Annotated in this window: 16 protein-coding genes and 5 tRNA genes; 4 read left to right on the top strand and 17 right to left on the bottom strand. The window is 36.8% G+C overall.

The window, feature by feature from the left end:
- Nucleotides 1-17 precede the first annotated feature (17 nt).
- The 4 genes from BN988_RS01655 to rpmG all read right to left on the bottom strand — a co-directional run bounded on the left by BN988_RS01655 (nt 18) and on the right by rpmG (nt 2,732).
- Entirely contained in the window at nt 18-1,556 is a 1,539-nt protein-coding gene (locus BN988_RS01655; protein ID WP_036572587.1) for a rhomboid family protein, read from the bottom strand.
- 125 nt (nt 1,557-1,681) lie between these two features.
- Nucleotides 1,682-1,879, bottom strand: a complete 198-nt coding sequence (locus BN988_RS01650) for a hypothetical protein (RefSeq protein WP_036572586.1) — start codon at nt 1,877-1,879, stop codon at nt 1,682-1,684.
- Between the two features lie 84 nt (nt 1,880-1,963).
- Nucleotides 1,964-2,518, bottom strand: a complete 555-nt coding sequence (locus tag BN988_RS01645; RefSeq protein ID WP_036572584.1) for a 5-formyltetrahydrofolate cyclo-ligase — start codon at nt 2,516-2,518, stop codon at nt 1,964-1,966.
- A gap of 64 nt (nt 2,519-2,582) precedes the next feature.
- Nucleotides 2,583-2,732: a 50S ribosomal protein L33 gene (rpmG, locus tag BN988_RS01640; RefSeq protein WP_011066322.1), complete on the bottom strand. Its 150-nt coding sequence runs from the start codon at nt 2,730-2,732 to the stop codon at nt 2,583-2,585.
- Nucleotides 2,733-3,152: 420 nt separating this feature from the next.
- Between rpmG and BN988_RS01635 the strand changes: the two genes are divergently transcribed.
- Nucleotides 3,153-3,368: a hypothetical protein gene (locus tag BN988_RS01635; RefSeq protein WP_036572581.1), complete on the top strand. Its 216-nt coding sequence runs from the start codon at nt 3,153-3,155 to the stop codon at nt 3,366-3,368.
- A 38-nt stretch (nt 3,369-3,406) separates the two neighbouring features.
- Nucleotides 3,407-3,985 (top strand): MltG/YceG/YrrL family protein, encoded by a 579-nt coding sequence (locus BN988_RS01630; protein ID WP_036572579.1) that lies wholly within the window; start codon nt 3,407-3,409, stop codon nt 3,983-3,985.
- A 33-nt stretch (nt 3,986-4,018) separates the two neighbouring features.
- On the opposite strand, the gene phoU is transcribed toward BN988_RS01630, so the two are convergent.
- From phoU to BN988_RS01575, 11 genes are all read right to left on the bottom strand, one after another.
- Entirely contained in the window at nt 4,019-4,675 is a 657-nt protein-coding gene (gene phoU / locus BN988_RS01625) for a phosphate signaling complex protein PhoU (RefSeq protein ID WP_036572576.1), read from the bottom strand.
- Nucleotides 4,676-4,802: 127 nt separating this feature from the next.
- The gene (locus tag BN988_RS01620; protein ID WP_036572573.1) at nt 4,803-6,890 is read right to left on the bottom strand and encodes a peptidoglycan D,D-transpeptidase FtsI family protein; all 2,088 of its coding nucleotides are present in this window, start codon (nt 6,888-6,890) and stop codon (nt 4,803-4,805) included.
- A 72-nt stretch (nt 6,891-6,962) separates the two neighbouring features.
- A complete protein-coding gene (locus BN988_RS01615) occupies nt 6,963-8,234 on the bottom strand; it encodes an MFS transporter (protein WP_036572571.1) in 1,272 nt (423 codons plus the stop codon).
- 132 nt (nt 8,235-8,366) lie between these two features.
- Nucleotides 8,367-8,978 (bottom strand): superoxide dismutase, encoded by a 612-nt coding sequence (locus BN988_RS01610; protein ID WP_036572569.1) that lies wholly within the window; start codon nt 8,976-8,978, stop codon nt 8,367-8,369.
- A 224-nt stretch (nt 8,979-9,202) separates the two neighbouring features.
- Nucleotides 9,203-9,278, bottom strand: a tRNA-Phe gene (locus tag BN988_RS01605).
- A 225-nt stretch (nt 9,279-9,503) separates the two neighbouring features.
- Nucleotides 9,504-9,596: transfer RNA gene (locus BN988_RS01600), tRNA-Ser, on the bottom strand.
- 9 nt (nt 9,597-9,605) lie between these two features.
- Nucleotides 9,606-9,682 (bottom strand) — tRNA-Ile (locus BN988_RS01595).
- Between the two features lie 16 nt (nt 9,683-9,698).
- A tRNA-His gene (locus BN988_RS01590) sits at nt 9,699-9,774 on the bottom strand.
- Between the two features lie 16 nt (nt 9,775-9,790).
- A tRNA-Met gene (locus tag BN988_RS01585) sits at nt 9,791-9,867 on the bottom strand.
- A gap of 313 nt (nt 9,868-10,180) precedes the next feature.
- Entirely contained in the window at nt 10,181-11,809 is a 1,629-nt protein-coding gene (locus tag BN988_RS01580; RefSeq protein WP_036572567.1) for a Na/Pi cotransporter family protein, read from the bottom strand.
- Between the two features lie 230 nt (nt 11,810-12,039).
- A complete protein-coding gene (locus BN988_RS01575; RefSeq protein WP_036572564.1) occupies nt 12,040-12,666 on the bottom strand; it encodes an NfeD family protein in 627 nt (208 codons plus the stop codon).
- A 73-nt stretch (nt 12,667-12,739) separates the two neighbouring features.
- Between BN988_RS01575 and BN988_RS18260 the strand changes: the two genes are divergently transcribed.
- Nucleotides 12,740-13,048, top strand: coding sequence for a hypothetical protein (locus BN988_RS18260; protein WP_051557611.1), 309 nt, complete (start codon nt 12,740-12,742; stop codon nt 13,046-13,048).
- 99 nt (nt 13,049-13,147) lie between these two features.
- On the opposite strand, the gene BN988_RS01565 is transcribed toward BN988_RS18260, so the two are convergent.
- Nucleotides 13,148-13,546, bottom strand: coding sequence for a hypothetical protein (locus BN988_RS01565; protein WP_036572563.1), 399 nt, complete (start codon nt 13,544-13,546; stop codon nt 13,148-13,150).
- Between the two features lie 161 nt (nt 13,547-13,707).
- On the opposite strand from BN988_RS01565, the gene BN988_RS01560 reads away from it, so the two are divergent.
- Nucleotides 13,708-13,992 carry a DUF2624 domain-containing protein gene (locus BN988_RS01560; RefSeq protein WP_036572561.1) on the top strand — a complete coding sequence of 95 codons (285 nt, stop codon included), beginning with the start codon at nt 13,708-13,710 and terminating at the stop codon, nt 13,990-13,992.
- 41 nt (nt 13,993-14,033) lie between these two features.
- Here BN988_RS01560 and BN988_RS01555 read toward each other — a convergent pair whose 3' ends face one another.
- Nucleotides 14,034-14,927 carry a deoxyribonuclease IV gene (locus BN988_RS01555; RefSeq protein WP_036572558.1) on the bottom strand — a complete coding sequence of 298 codons (894 nt, stop codon included), beginning with the start codon at nt 14,925-14,927 and terminating at the stop codon, nt 14,034-14,036.
- Nucleotides 14,928-14,936 lie beyond the last annotated feature (9 nt).

Here is a 14,936-nt window from a genome sequence, read left to right as displayed (position 1 = left end):
AAAACAATAGATACTTTTTAAGGACTTTGTTCCATTAATTGATCATATAAACTTTTAATATTTTCATCTTTAGGTTTAAGTTGACTAGCACGTTCAATTGCTTCTCTCGCCTTTGTCAAATCTCCCTTATTCGCATAAAGCACTGCCAAGTTATAGTGAGCTTCTGACAAGCTATTGTCAATTTCTATTGTTTGTTCAAGGTCTTTCTCCGCCTCTTCTGATCGATCTAATTGTATATAAGCATACGACCGTTGAAAAAGGAGATTCGCCTCCAATTCTCCCTCTTTTGCCAGTCCCTCAGTAGCAACCTCTACAACTTCCTGATACTTTTCCCGCTGTAAAAGTTCATCTATTTGCATTAAATAATATTCTTGACTAGTTTCGTTATGCTGGATACCAAAAGCTACCAGCCCACTTAACAGTAAAAAATAGATTACCAATGCGCTAAGTTGGAGTGCAATCTTTTTCTTGTGTGGCAAATGGATAATGGCAGAAGCAATAAACCCTGCAGCAAGTCCACCTAAATGTGCACTATAATCAACTTGAGGCACTAAGAATCCAAAAACAATATTAATAGCTAGAATGATTAAGACGCCACGCCCCATTGTTTGAAAAAAGACTTTCTTATATATTACTCCGAAAAACAATAAGGCGCCAAATAAACCAAATAATGCACCTGAAGCACCGGCAGAAATATTATAGGAAAAGGCAAAGCTTGCAAGTCCCCCTCCAATACCTGCTAGGAAGTAGATGAATAAAAATCTTGCTGATCCATAGATTCTTTCTACAGTGGAACCTAGGTAATAAACAGCCAGCATATTCATCATTAAATGCAAAACCCCGATATGTAAAAACATCGAGCTTATTATTCTCCACCATTCTCCCTCAATAATTGCCGGATTGTATTTTGCCCCAGATGCAATAAGATTGTGAATATCTTCACTGCCACCTCGTACTTCCAACCAAATAAATAAAATAATATTTATAGCTAACAACAAATACGTTAAGAATGGTTTACCATAAAAAAATAAATTATCCACTTCTTTTTTCTTTGCAAAAAGTGCATCCTCTAATGCCTTTTTATAGATTAAAACAGCAGTTTCCTTCTCTTCACTGGACTTCCCTTCTAACGTCGAATCCATTTCAAGGGAACTTAACAATCGTGATTTTTCTTCTTGGGTGTTTTCGTTAGTAATATAATAGACATTCATTTTCGTGGCATTTTTCTCTTTTAATTGCATAGGCTTTTTTAGAAATTCCCAATCATCAACTGGTGGGTGTGAAGAAAAATAAACATTATGTATTGTAATAAATTTTCCAGTGATTACTTTACTCAATGCTTTACATCGTTGAAATGTTATTGCTATATCATTACGTAAATGATTTTTCCAGTCGAATCCTTTATGTATAAGTCTAATCACATTGGAGTTTCGCTTCACATTTTGCTCTAGCCAAATTTCTTCCTCTTTATTATTTATATATAGTACCTCGAACTGGTGTTTCGTTACCAAGTGATGTGCCAGTTGATACATTGAAAATTGTTCATCTAAGTACATGGTCTCCCCTCCTGCCTTTCCATCATACCAAACTTTCATATACATATCCTGATAAAGGTCCCTTCATGCTCTTGATTTTTTGTTGGTAAATTACAAAAAAGAAGCTGACATGGCAGCTTCTTTTTTTACATCTCATTTGATTGTTGTTTTCCAAACAAACCAGGTAATATTTTCGATCGAATAGTTGGCATATTCATGGATAAGGTAACAGCAAGACGTCGTAAAAAACTAATTGCCAGTAATGTATTAACGATTCTGTATCGCCATTTATATACAATACCTATAATACCTAATATTCCTAAAACAATTGTCGTAACTCGCATACACTTTTCACCTTCTCTTTCTTTAGATGGTGAACTTAGTTTGAGGTGGTTCATCAATATTTATACATCTAGCTTATTTGCTCTCTACCAAGATTTCTCTGCTGTTATGATATGTTGAACTGGAATATCAAAGGACTCTGCTGGTACTTGATCAACAAGTTGCTCAGAATGCATGAGTGAAGCTGTTACATTTGGATAATCGGCAAGATAACGGTCATAATATCCTCCACCAAAACCAATTCGGTAACCCCGTTTGTCAAAAACGAGACCTGGGACTAATAATAGCTGAATTTCCATTTTAGCCACTGGTTGTGTGACAGTTGGATTTGGCTCAAGCAAATTATAGTAAACTACCTCTAATTGATTAAATGACTCTAACTTATAAAAGGTAAGCATCTTTTCCTTTGGCGAGCATTTTGGAACACACACCGTTTTTCCAGCCTTCCAAGCTTCTTCAATAATAGGCTTGGTATCCCACTCCATTGCTTGGGAGACGGTTAACCCAATAGTAGTTGCTTGCTCCCAAATAGAACTGGAAATTAATTGATCCTTAAGTTTCTTTTCTGTTATGTATCTGTCCTCTTTACTAATCCCTTTTAAAAATTCTATCGAGTTTGCACGCAATTCTGCTTTGGTCAAAACAATCAGCTCCCTAAAATAGAAATAAAACCCCTGCCATCAATGACAGGAGTTTCGTTTAAAACTATTTAGTCTCGCGATGTAAAGTGTGTTTTTTAAGACGTGGACTATATTTCTTAAGCTCGATACGTTCAGGGTTCGTACGTTTGTTTTTTGTTGAAATATAGTTACGATCACCTGTTTCAGTACAAGCTAATGTAATGTTTACGCGCATAATTTTCCCTCCAAACTATAAGAAACTTGCTTATAGGCAGCTCAGCATTCATTTCAGACTTAATAATAATAGCAGAAATTCGCCAAACTATCAAGAAGTAACAAAAAATATTTTAACTCACTATAATTCTTTTACGTGGATTACAGCCACATCTTTTTTTATTTAGATGGCAAACATATTTCTCATTATTATTATTCATTTCAATTACATTTATTATTTTAAAAAGCCTTTATGATAGAATAGGAGCGGGAAATTATTTAGCTCAATCTATGATTCCACCGAACATTGTTTATTCGGCTTTCGTTTTGAAACCATATATTTACTATGGTCTAGAGCTTGTTTATATGATATAACTAGTAATGTAGAATAAAAGCGAAATGACTCAAATTAAGCATTTGCTGATAATAAGGAGGTTGAAAAATGTTATTCGCAGTCATTGCTATTCTTGTGGTTGCTATTGTGTTATTCGTTCTGTCTTTCTTTATGAATGACCGTTTGGAAGATTTGGAAAGCCAGCTCGAGCAATTTTCTATTTCAACAATGCAAGATACATATCAAATGAAGAAGAAGATTAAGATTTTGGAAGAAGAATTACTTACTGAAAACTATCCAGAAGACTTAACTAAAAGCAATTGATCAAAAGGTAACAATCTGTATTTGAAAAGGAGAAACCAATGAAACAAAGTGTACGATCGTTTGCTATAGGGTTATTTACTGCAGGTATACTGCTACTTGGCGGGATATTCTTTTTTAGTACCGGTGGAGAGAAAGTAGAGGATTTAGCTGCAGAGGACCTAATCGACCTTGTTGAACAAAAAGGCTACTATGTCTTAAATAAAGAAGAATATATTGCTGCTTCGGTTGGAGATGAAAGTAAAACAGCTTCCGCTGAGTCTACTTCTAAAGAAGAAAATTCCGAACAGGAATCTTCCAATAAAGAAGAGGACGCCTCGAAAGATCAGGAAGACGAAGCAACTGAGAAAGCCAAAGAAGAAAACTCTGATGAAAATGATAGCGAAAAAGCAGAAAAGGAAGAAGAAAAGGAAAAAACTTCCTATACGTTAAAGATACAAGAAGGAATGGCTTCATCTGATATCAGCTCTGTATTAGAAAATAACGATATTATTGATGATGCAGGAGAGTTTAATGAATACTTGATCGATAATGATTATCACCTGAAAGTACAAATAGGTGAATATGAACTTACCACTGGCATGAGCCATTATGAAGTAGCTGAGGCAATTACAAAATAAGCAGTATGGCAGGTTTTAACTGCCATACTGCTTTTAATTTAAATTATAATTCTCACCTTTAACTAGGAACAAAATACTTTCCCCGATGTTCGTGATATGGTCCGCATAGCGCTCCAAATATCTAGCGCAAAAGGAGACTTGCATAACATATTGAATTTTGTCAGGATTCGTTGCTGTTTCACCGAGCAATTCACTGATAATTAATTTGTACAATCGGTCCACTTTATCATCCATCGCAGATAGACTGCTTGCAAGTGTTATATCTTCTTCTCTAAAGGCTTTTAAAGCCGTGTGAAGCATGTCTTTAGCAATTTCATGCATCTTCTTTAAACCTTCTGGTAATACAACCTCATTATATTCACCTAAATAGATCGTAGCATTGGCAATATTCTTTGCGTTATCTGCCATACGTTCCAAATCTGTTACAATCCTTAAAGCAATAATGAGCCTTCTCAAGTCTGTTGCTACCGGTTGTTGCTTAGCAATAAGTAAAATGGTTTTATCATTAATTTCAATTTCCAACCTGTCAATATTATGATCCTGTTCAATAATTGCCTTAGCTTGCTCTGTGTCTTTGTTAAATAATGCGTTAATTGCATTCTCTAATGCTTCCTCGGCTGCATCTGCTAACCGGATGATATCATTATTTATCTCTTCCAGTTCATGGTGAAACTGTCCACGTGTTGCCATGGAATCCCCCCCTATTCTGTCTAACATACTATAAGGGTAACAGGTAAGTATTAAGCTACTATTTACTCTTTGTAAAATTTTCGTAAACAAAAAACAGCCCTCCTCCGCAGGAGAGCTGTTTTTCTACTTAGTTTTCTTCTTCCTCATTATCTTCGCTACGTTCTTCTTTTAAATCGAAATATGCATCAAGAATACGTTCGCCAATATATTTATTAATATTATATTGATTAGATACTATTCCAGTGTTTGGTGCAATTACTGCAAAGGCTACTTCAGGTTCATCAAAGGGAGCATACCCGACTAATGAGAGATTGTTTACATCGGTTTTATTCCCATCTTCATATACTTCGTTTTCAGCAGTTCCAGTTTTTCCGGCTGGGTTATAATCTTTATCCCCGAAATAGCTAACTGCTGTACCACCCGATTCTTGGTATGCTTGTCGGAACCCTTCTTGGACACGCTCAATTAATGTTTGGTCCATTTGAATACGATTCAGAACGTTAGTATTAACACTCTTAGATACAGAGCCTAACTTTTCATCAGATTCCCCTGGTTCACGAATTTCTTTCAAAAAATGTGGACTTACGCGGTATCCATCATTGGCAATAGTTGATACGTATTGCGCCATTTGCATTGTTGTATAAGTATCATACTGGCCGATTGCAAAATCCATTAAGAGACCAGGATCATATGAGCTATCCCCAACATAACCCGTACTTTCGTAAGGATAATCAATACCGGTTTTTACTCCAAGGCCAAATTGCTGAAAATAATTTCGTATTTGTTGCCATGCCGCTGTATCAAAAGCGGCCTTACTATCATTAGGGAAAGGATATCTATTCTCTCCCCCCATTTTAAGTGCAATATAAAACATATACACGTTGGAAGATTTTCTTAATGCTGCATAATCATTTACTGGGCCTAAGTTCGAATAAGAACTTTTGGAAGGTGTGTCCGCAATTTTAATGGTTTGATCATTAAAAGTTTGCCCGGGTGAAATAACACCTGATTCGTACCCAGCTAATACAGTTGCACCTTTGACAATAGAACCCGGTCGATGTGCGTCATACAATGTTTTTAAGGGATTACTAATATATTTATCATTTTCTTCATCATAACTTTGGCCACTAACTGCTAGTATTTCTCCTGTTTGTGGATTAAGTACAACAGCCATGGCATCTTTCATATACCTGTTTGCGTATGGATGCTTACTCTTAGCAGCTTTTAATTCTTCACGAACAATTTTGTCAACTTCTTCTTGAAACTCCATATCAACTGTGAGTACTAGATCTTTTCCTCGTTCCCCTTCTACAATTGTTTTAGAGTCAATAACTCTTCCTGACTTGGTTGTCGTATATTGAATCTGCTCTTTTCTGCCACGAAGAGATTCTTCATAATATTCTTCCAGACCACTTTTGCCCACACGGTCATTTCTACTATACCCTCTAGTCATGTAATAGTCTTCACTTTCGGCTGGGATGCCCTGTTCCTGTGAAGTAATAGAACCAACTAAGTCTCTAAAAGTGTCCTTATAAGGATATTCTCTATCCCAATCAGTCGTTGCATTAATTCCAGGCAGCTCACTGAGATGTTCAGCTACTTGGGCATATTCTTCGGCTGTAACATCTTCATTTTTAACAATTTGTGGTGTTAGAGAATAAGCTTTGTCTAACTCTTTTTTAATTGCAATCACTTCTAACTCTTGCTTAGAGAATCCTTTTAAATCTTCCTCTGGAATGCGTTCTAAAACAAGCTTATAGAAATCAGAATTACTAAGCTCCTTTTGCTCTTCAGCGGTTACACGATCCTCAGCCTTTTCTATGTCTTGTAGATATACATATTCCTGTTTGTTTCTATCTGTTATCCCATCGATATATTCTTCACTATCCATTGAAATAAACGTTGCAAGTTTTTCGGCGACCTCTAGCCTATCTTCGGCCTGTGTCCCTTTTGCTGGGGTATAAGTAATGGAATAAAGTGGTTTATTATCGACCACCACATTGTGATTAGTATCGTAAATTTTCCCGCGTGGAACTGGTATTTTTGTGGTATCTTGAATCGTTCTGTCAATTTCCTCCTGAAATGCTTCCCCATTAAGTATTTGCACAACACCGAGCTGCATAATTAATACAGAAAACATAAGAAACACAACAAAGAACAATATGTTAATCCGGAAAGGAAGTTGTGCTTTTTTCTTTCTTTTCTTATTACCCATCGCTTCTCCCCCATAATAAAAATAGTCATATATTTTTATTATAACATGTCAGATAGTATAATCTAAGTGAATTTATCGGTTTTTTTCATCTGTTATTTGATCTTTTATTAAGACCTCTTTCTTTTGCTTTGTTCCGAGGTAAATATTCTTAACAAAAAAGTAAATGATCAAGTGTCCGCTCCCAAGAATTATAAGCAAGACAGGTATCACTTGCTTTGCTGGGAACAGCATGACTGCTCCCAAGAAGAGGACAATAGAACCAACTCTCCCTAAATTCACGAATAGTTCTCTTACAACAATGTACTCTACGCGCATCTCCTTGGCTTTCCAAGCCTTACCAATCACATCATACGTCATGGAAACGTATGGGACATTAATAATCGGGTAAGCAATTCCAATGAAAACAGCATATATGATTAATTGGACATAACCTAAATTAAACAGGATAATAAAGGTGGAGAAAAAGAGAATTAGTCCACCAAGTAAAATCGCTTTTTTGCGCAGTTTATTTTTAATAAACTTTGTTGCGATGAAATAAAACACAAAAGAGAGCCCTGATAAGACTAAGTTAAACATACCAAGTGAAAATTCACTTTGGGTTATCAAGAAAACCCATATAGAAATAATAAAAGCAAAAATACCCTCACGAAGTCCCTGAAAAGTGTGCGCATATAAGATTCTTCGCCAATTCTTATTATGATGACGCTCCTGTAAGATTCTTCTAAAGTGAAAGCTTCCTTCAGCTCTTCGCCTATTAAGAAAAAAGCTACAAGCGACCGCCAAAATAAACAGGATAAAGGAAATTGTAAAAATGGTCGTGTACCCAATATTTGCTTCCATACGAGCAATAATTATCCCGGCCAGCAACGGGCCAATCATACCACCAAAGGACTGAAGCACCCCTAGGAAGCCATTAAAAAAGTCACGTGTTTCAGGTTCCGTAATTTCAAAAGTTAGTACATTAAAAGCAAGCCAATAGAAGCCATAACCAATCCCTAGTAGGCTCCCTAATAAAAAATTGTACTTTGAAGCTTGTTCTCCAATAAGAAGAACACTTAGAAAAAATATGGACAGAAAGATTACTCCAAGCCGGAGGACGATCACCCTATCCACTTTTTTAGCTAATTTCCCCGCTAAAATAAATGTAGCGGGTTGAAATAGGTATATGGCCAGGTTGTAGATGGCAATCGTAATATAATCACCCGACTGCTTCCACAAATATATGTTAACAAAAGTATTGGACAAGAATATTCCCAGAGAATACAGTCCGCCAATAACAAGCAAAAAAAGTAGATCTTTATTTATATCTAATTTCTCTTGGTAAAATTGTATAGCCTTCCGCATGAATCATACTCCTTCATGAATCCTTTCTTAGTTTGAACAGAAGTAATGGAGATATGCAGTATGCTTTTTACTAATCCATATAAAAAGAGCACAGGGCTTTAAGCCTTGCGCTCTTTGAATTAAAGACTATTTTTATTTTGCTTCGTTGTAGTTTTTGTTTACTTGATCCCAGTTAACTACATTCCAGAATGCAGATACATAGTCAGGGCGTTTGTTTTGATATTTCAAGTAATAAGCATGCTCCCAAACATCAAGACCTAATAGTGGAGTTTTTCCATCCATTAGAGGTGTATCCTGATTTGGCGTGCTTGTTACTTCAAGCTCTCCATTGTTAAGAACTAGCCATGCCCAGCCGGATCCAAAGCGAGTTGTTGCAGCATTTTCAAATTCTTCCTTGAATTTATCAAAGCTGCCAAACTTACTGTTTAGTTTATCTGCAAGCTCACCTGATGGCTCGCCGCCACCATTTGGAGATAATACGTTCCAGAATAAAGTATGGTTTGCATGTCCGCCACCATTATTGCGAACGGCAGTGCGTGCGCTTTCTGGTACAGCATCTAAATTGCTTAAAAGGTCTTCTAATGATTTATTTTGAAGATCTGCATGCCCTTCTAATGCTCCGTTAAGCTTCGTAACATAAGTGTTATGATGCTTCGTGTGGTGAATGTTCATTGTCTCTTTGTCGATAGTTGGTTCTAACGCGTCGTATGCGTATGGTAGTTCTGGTAATTCAAATTTTGCCATAATTAATGTTCCTCCTCTAATAAATATGTTTATTAAAAGGAATGTATCCACCCTTTATGGAAAGAGTATCAAAGCACGCATACAGTTGCAACTAATATGCATGAGTATCAAATATAGCCTTCAAAAAACAAACCCCCTAGTTCTACTCAAAATTTACATAGCTTCTATGTAGATAACTTTTGAAAACACAAAAAAACAGGCCTTCGCCTGTATATCATTTAAAATGGTGGCTCGGGACGGAATCGAACCGCCGACACAGGGATTTTCAGTCCCTTGCTCTACCGACTGAGCTACCGAGCCATTGTTATAGTATATTATTATTTTGTTTCCTTCAGTTTAAGAAGTTTCGATGCGTTGCTTCGTAGTTCTGTGCTCGTCGTGTTGCATGCTATTTCGATGAAGTCGCACTCCTCGCAAGCCTGCACATAGCAGTTTTTCGATGAAGTTACGGCTTGCTCTACCGACTGAGCTACCGAGCCATTAAGGAATTGACTATAAATTGTTTCCTTTTTGTTTGAGTATGTATGGAGGAGGTAGAGGGATTCGAACCCCCGCGCGGTTTGACCCGCCTGTCGGTTTTCAAGACCGATCCCTTCAGCCAGACTTGGGTATACCTCCGAGTTTTTATGGTGGACCCTGCAGGACTCGAACCTGCGACCGATCGGTTATGAGCCGATAGCTCTAACCAACTGAGCTAAGGGTCCTTTGCTTTTATATTTATGGGGCGACCGGTGGGGATTGAACCCACGAATGCCGGAGCCACAATCCGGTGCGTTAACCACTTCGCCACGACCGCCATAAAATTATGATATTGGTGGCGGCGGAGGGGATCGAACCCCCGACCTCACGGGTATGAACCGTACGCTCTCGCCAGCTGAGCTACACCGCCATGTTTATCTTGTTAGTAATAACTGGTAGGATACATTGTAACCCGATCACCTTGTCTTTTTTTGTTACACATTGTTTCGGCGACAAGATATAATTTACCACGTTCGACAAAAACTGTCAATCATTTTTTTAAAAGATTTTTTTCTTTTTTACAATCTATGTAGTTTGTCCTCGGAAACGACAATATATAATATATCACTTTCTTAACTTGATTTCAATAATAAAATTATTTTTATTTTATTTTGAACATTAAACAATTAATGATGCCATCTAAAATAGAAAAGAAGAGCCTCAACAGACCCTTCTTCTCATCCTTACTCTTCTCCTAACACTTCTTCCGCAATATTAACGGCATGATCACCTATTCGTTCAAGATTGCTGATAATATCTACGAAAACGATCCCTGCAGAACCACTGCATAACCCTTCGTTCATTCGAATGATATGTTTTTTCCTAAACTTCCGCTCCATCTTATCAATTTCATCTTCTTTTTGTACAACTGCCAGAGCTTCTTCACGATCTGTTTTTTCAAGAGAACGAATAGCCTGTTTCACTGTAGCAATTGTCAGCTCAAACATTTCGTTAAGATCTTCATTCGCTTTATCAGTAAGATTTACTTTATTGGAAATCTTATAGTCAATAAGCTCGATAATGTTTTCAAAATGGTCACCAATCCGTTCAATATCTCGTACAGAGTCCATGAGTGCAGTATGCTTGTTACTCTCTAGCTCTGTTAGAGAGCCTGCAGAAATACTTACTAAATACTCGGTAATCTTGCGGTCGAGATTATTTAGAGCACCCTCTACCTGCATAGCCATATCTGAATGTTTTTGGGAATGATTGTTTAAATAGAGATTTGTCTCTTCCAATCCTTGAGATGCATATTCCCCCATCCGAATAACTTCGGCTTTGGCTTGGTCCAATGCCAGGGTGGAAGATTGCTGAATAAAAATAGGATCTAAATGCTTTGGTTTATATTCAACTATCGTATCCTCTCCAGGAATGATTTTTGTTACAAGCCATGCTAATGCACCGATAAATGGAAATTGGATAATCGTATTTGTTACGTTAAAAGTACCATGGGCAAATGCTATTGTCATTTCCGCATTCAAGTCAAATTGTCCTTGTAGATAAGTAATTACCTGGGTGAATACTCCGAGAAAAACAATAAATATAGTTGCACCAACCAGATTAAAAATAACGTGCGTGTATGCAGCACGCTTTGCTGCTACCGATGCACCAATAGACGCAAGAACTGCGGTTATCGTTGTACCAAGGTTGTCCCCAAAAAGAACAGGTATAGCTGCTTTAAGCTCAATTGCACCTTCTGAAAATAGACCTTGCAGAATCCCAATAGTGGCACTTGAACTTTGCACAATTAGGGTAAATACTGTTCCAATCACCACTCCTAGTATTGGACTATCACTCATATTTAAAGTCAACTGCTGAAAGGATTCCAGTTCTCTTAATGGTGACATACCACTGCTCATTAGTTCTAAGCCAAAGAATAAGGCACCAAAACCAAATATAGTCTGTCCAATGGCATTAACCAGTGTGTTCTTAAAGAAAAACAGTAAGAAACAGCCCACCGCAATAATTGGCAGTGCATATTCTCCAATGTCAATCCCAATAATAAACGCGGTTACGGTTGTCCCGATGTTCGCACCCATTATTACACCAATTGCTTGTCTGAATGTCATAAAACCTGCATTTACTAGACCAACCGTCAAAACGGTTGTACCTGAACTACTTTGAATCAGGATAGTTACAATAATTCCAGCTAAAACTCCCATAAAAGGATTGCTTGTAAATTTATCAAGAATGTTTCTTAACCGATCTCCTGCCGATTTTTGAAGTCCCTCTCCCATGTATTTTATACCAAGAAGAAAGATCCCTAATCCCCCGATAAATTCAAATAACAGTGTTTGCAGATCTAATTCCAATCCCTTTTACCACCCTTCATTCATGTAGAAATTTGTCGCACACTTAGACTATTATTAATAAATATAAATACTTTGTAAAGGATTTGCGTACAAATTTAACATTAAATTTACAAACCGTTTATCGCTTCCCTTTTATTTAGTTCCCTACTCCTCTTGTTAAAATGCAACCAATAGGCAAATAAAAAATCTTTTACAAACCGAATGGTCCATAAAAGATTTTAATAGTAACATTATTGTTTTTCAACTAGAATTTTTGTTCCATCAACCATCGCTACTCGGATTGAAGTCCCTTTTGTTATCCATTGCCCATTTGACACTGCACTATAGTCCTTATTGTTAACCCTAATTGTCCCTACTGGCCTTAAGTCAGTCAGTGTTACACCCTCCTGATCAACAAGTGTGGCATACGTTTCATTTATCGAATTATAGCCCGCTTCCGTTGAAAGCTGATCCTTTAATGTTAACTTATTCCACATATCCCTACGTTTAAATACTTTTAAAAATAGAAATGATGCTCCAGTTCCTAGCAACACGCCTAATACAGCATATAAACCGGCCGTCAAATTAGGTGCAGGTAAAGCCACTGCTGTTAACATAGCTGCAAGTCCGATGGTGGCAAGCGTGCCATCGTTTAGAAGTTTACCATCAATGATGATAAGTAATAATCCTATAAAGTAGATAATAAGCATAAGAATAACAGAACCTGTCTCAACATAAGCACCAAAATATACTGTAATAAATCCAATTCCCAATAGTGCAAAAAAACCACGCATATTAACCAGTACTTCACCAATTAGAAACAAAGTACCAAAACCAGTAATTACAAGTGCAATCCATTCTAGATTTAATATATCCAAGAGAAATCCTCCTCCCTACATCTAATGGTACGTTTGACAGAGCGGTTAAGTTTCAAAAAAGGGGGCAAAATGTATGTCATTTTTAAAAAGATGTACACTTTTTCTATTATGTGTATTCCTCATTGCAGCTGTCTATACAGATTTAACAAAAGGAAGTTTACCTACGGCTCCTGAAAATAACGAGACTAATACAAATTATACTGCCAAACAATTAAAAGTACAGCAAGGTGAAACAGTTCTTTCTATAATTGAGAAAATTAACCCTACTTTAACCCAAGTAAGTGTCGATAATTTTGTACAAGATTTTCAAGTACTTAATGCGGAAGCTGATCCATTTAACTTACAAGTAGACCGTTACTATTATTTTCCTGTTTATGAATGAGTACAAAACTCATATACATATTAATACAGTGTATCCACAAAGATTCTATGACAAGAAAAAAAGGGCTGATACCCTCAGCCCTTTTTACCATACAGTTATTTAAATAAATGGCAGTACAAATAACGTAATGGCGATTGAAATAGTTCCTGCAGCTATTGCTATATTGCCCAATGTGTCTGCACCTTTGCTCCTTGAGACAAAACCGAAAATAATACCCGCAGCCCCCATAATAACTGGCCATACAAAAAATGAAATAACTGAGAGCGCAATTGCAATCCATCCATATGTGTAATTCACATCAGATTCCGTCTCAGAGGTTGTATTAGCATCTTCCATTAAAGAGGCATTATAGTCATCTGCGGTTAATTCAGCAGCGTACTCTTCGTCTCTGGTGCTATCTGGTTCTACCCCAACATAATCTTCATTTTTACGGTTTTCACCATGATTTGGCGCTTGCTCAACTTGGTTCTTATTTTGATAAGATTTGAACTCATCCATATTAAAGGAAACCTCCTTTATTTACTTGAGGTGCAGTCTTAGTCTATGGATATTTAACTGAATTACCTATGGTATTTTTTGGAGAGCATTACTTTTTGTTAACGATTTCTGCAATTAGAGCATAAGCTACGAGGTAAAACAAAAACAAAAGGAGGAACAACATGTCTTTTTTTATAAAACAAATGATAACTTCTAAATTAAAACAACTCTCACCTCAGGAATTATTTAAATACGCAAAGCAATATGGTTTCACGATCACAGAAGAAGAAGCTAATTCTATAGCTCAATACTTAAAATCACATAGTGTAGACCCCTTTACGGAGAAAGGTCGCAATACAATGCTGCAAGAATTAGCTAAGAGAACAGATGTTGCCACAGCCAAAAAGGCACACAAGCTTTTTAAAGAGCTTATTACCTCCTATGGACTTGAACATTTATTTGAATAATAAAAGGCAGGAAGCTCCTTTAAGCGTTCCTGCCAATCATGTTAGTTTCCCATTATTTCTTCTTTTAGATTATCATTAAATTTGCCGGACTTAATCATGTCAATCTCATGTTTATATGGAGCTTTTTTATCTTTTTTATCTTCGCCAACAAAAGGTGTTTCTAAAATCTTTGGTAATTCTTCTAATTGCGGATGGTGTATGACTTTATGTAAAGCCGTAAACCCAATATGGCCAAAGCCGATGTTCTCATGCCTGTCTTTATGTGCCCCTCTTTCGTTTTTACTATCATTTACATGGACAACTTTAATGCGATCGACTCCGATAATTTTATCAAATTCATTTAATACACTATCAAAATCATTAACAATGTCATATCCTGCATCGTGGATATGGCAGGTGTCCATACATACAGAGAGCTTTTCATTATGGGTGACACCATCAATTATTTTGGCGATTTCATCAAAGGTGCGTCCAATCTCAGACCCTTTGCCAGCCATCGTTTCCAACGCAATTTGTACATCTTTCTCTTTTTCTAATACTTCATTTAAACCTTCGACTATTTTCTTGATTGCCTGTTCAGGCCCCGCACCTACATGGGCCCCTGGATGCAATACAATTTGTTTTGCACCAAGTGCTGCAGTCCTATCAATTTCGCTACGCAGAAAGTTAACACCTAAATCAAAGGTTTGTGGCTTTGTTGTGTTGCCAATATTTATAATATATGGAGCATGTACTACAATGTCTTGTATTCCGTGCTGCTTCATATGTTCGAGCCCTTCGGAAATATTTAATTCTTCGATGCGCTTTCTTCTTGTATTCTGTGGGGCTCCTGTATATATCATAAACGTGTTCTCCCCATAGGAAACTGCTTGCTCACTTGATCCTAATAACATTTTCTTCCCATTCATTGAAACATGTGATCCTATCTTCAACAACTTAAGCAC

The sequence above is a fragment of the Oceanobacillus picturae genome (assembly GCF_000612865.1).
Taxonomy (GTDB): domain Bacteria; phylum Bacillota; class Bacilli; order Bacillales; family Amphibacillaceae; genus Oceanobacillus_B; species Oceanobacillus_B jordanicus.
The sequence above is the reverse complement of the archived record's forward strand: the minus strand, read 5'-3'. Positions and strand labels throughout refer to the sequence as shown.

Bases quoted from the DNA above. Each gene is read 5' to 3' on its own strand.
- BN988_RS01655 (WP_036572587.1), bottom strand. From the start codon at position 1,556: ATGTACTTAGATGAACAATTTTCAATGTATCAACTGGCACATCACTTG.
- BN988_RS01650 (WP_036572586.1), bottom strand. From the start codon at position 1,879: ATGCGAGTTACGACAATTGTTTTAGGAATATTAGGTATTATAGGTATT.
- rpmG (WP_011066322.1), bottom strand. From the start codon at position 2,732: ATGCGCGTAAACATTACATTAGCTTGTACTGAAACAGGTGATCGTAAC.
- BN988_RS01635 (WP_036572581.1), top strand. From the start codon at position 3,153: ATGTTATTCGCAGTCATTGCTATTCTTGTGGTTGCTATTGTGTTATTC.
- BN988_RS01630 (WP_036572579.1), top strand. From the start codon at position 3,407: ATGAAACAAAGTGTACGATCGTTTGCTATAGGGTTATTTACTGCAGGT.
- phoU (WP_036572576.1), bottom strand. From the start codon at position 4,675: ATGGCAACACGTGGACAGTTTCACCATGAACTGGAAGAGATAAATAAT.
- BN988_RS01620 (WP_036572573.1), bottom strand. From the start codon at position 6,890: ATGGGTAATAAGAAAAGAAAGAAAAAAGCACAACTTCCTTTCCGGATT.
- BN988_RS01615 (WP_036572571.1), bottom strand. From the start codon at position 8,234: ATGCGGAAGGCTATACAATTTTACCAAGAGAAATTAGATATAAATAAA.
- BN988_RS01610 (WP_036572569.1), bottom strand. From the start codon at position 8,978: ATGGCAAAATTTGAATTACCAGAACTACCATACGCATACGACGCGTTA.
- BN988_RS18260 (WP_051557611.1), top strand. From the start codon at position 12,740: ATGTCATTTTTAAAAAGATGTACACTTTTTCTATTATGTGTATTCCTC.
- BN988_RS01565 (WP_036572563.1), bottom strand. From the start codon at position 13,546: ATGGATGAGTTCAAATCTTATCAAAATAAGAACCAAGTTGAGCAAGCG.
- BN988_RS01560 (WP_036572561.1), top strand. From the start codon at position 13,708: ATGTCTTTTTTTATAAAACAAATGATAACTTCTAAATTAAAACAACTC.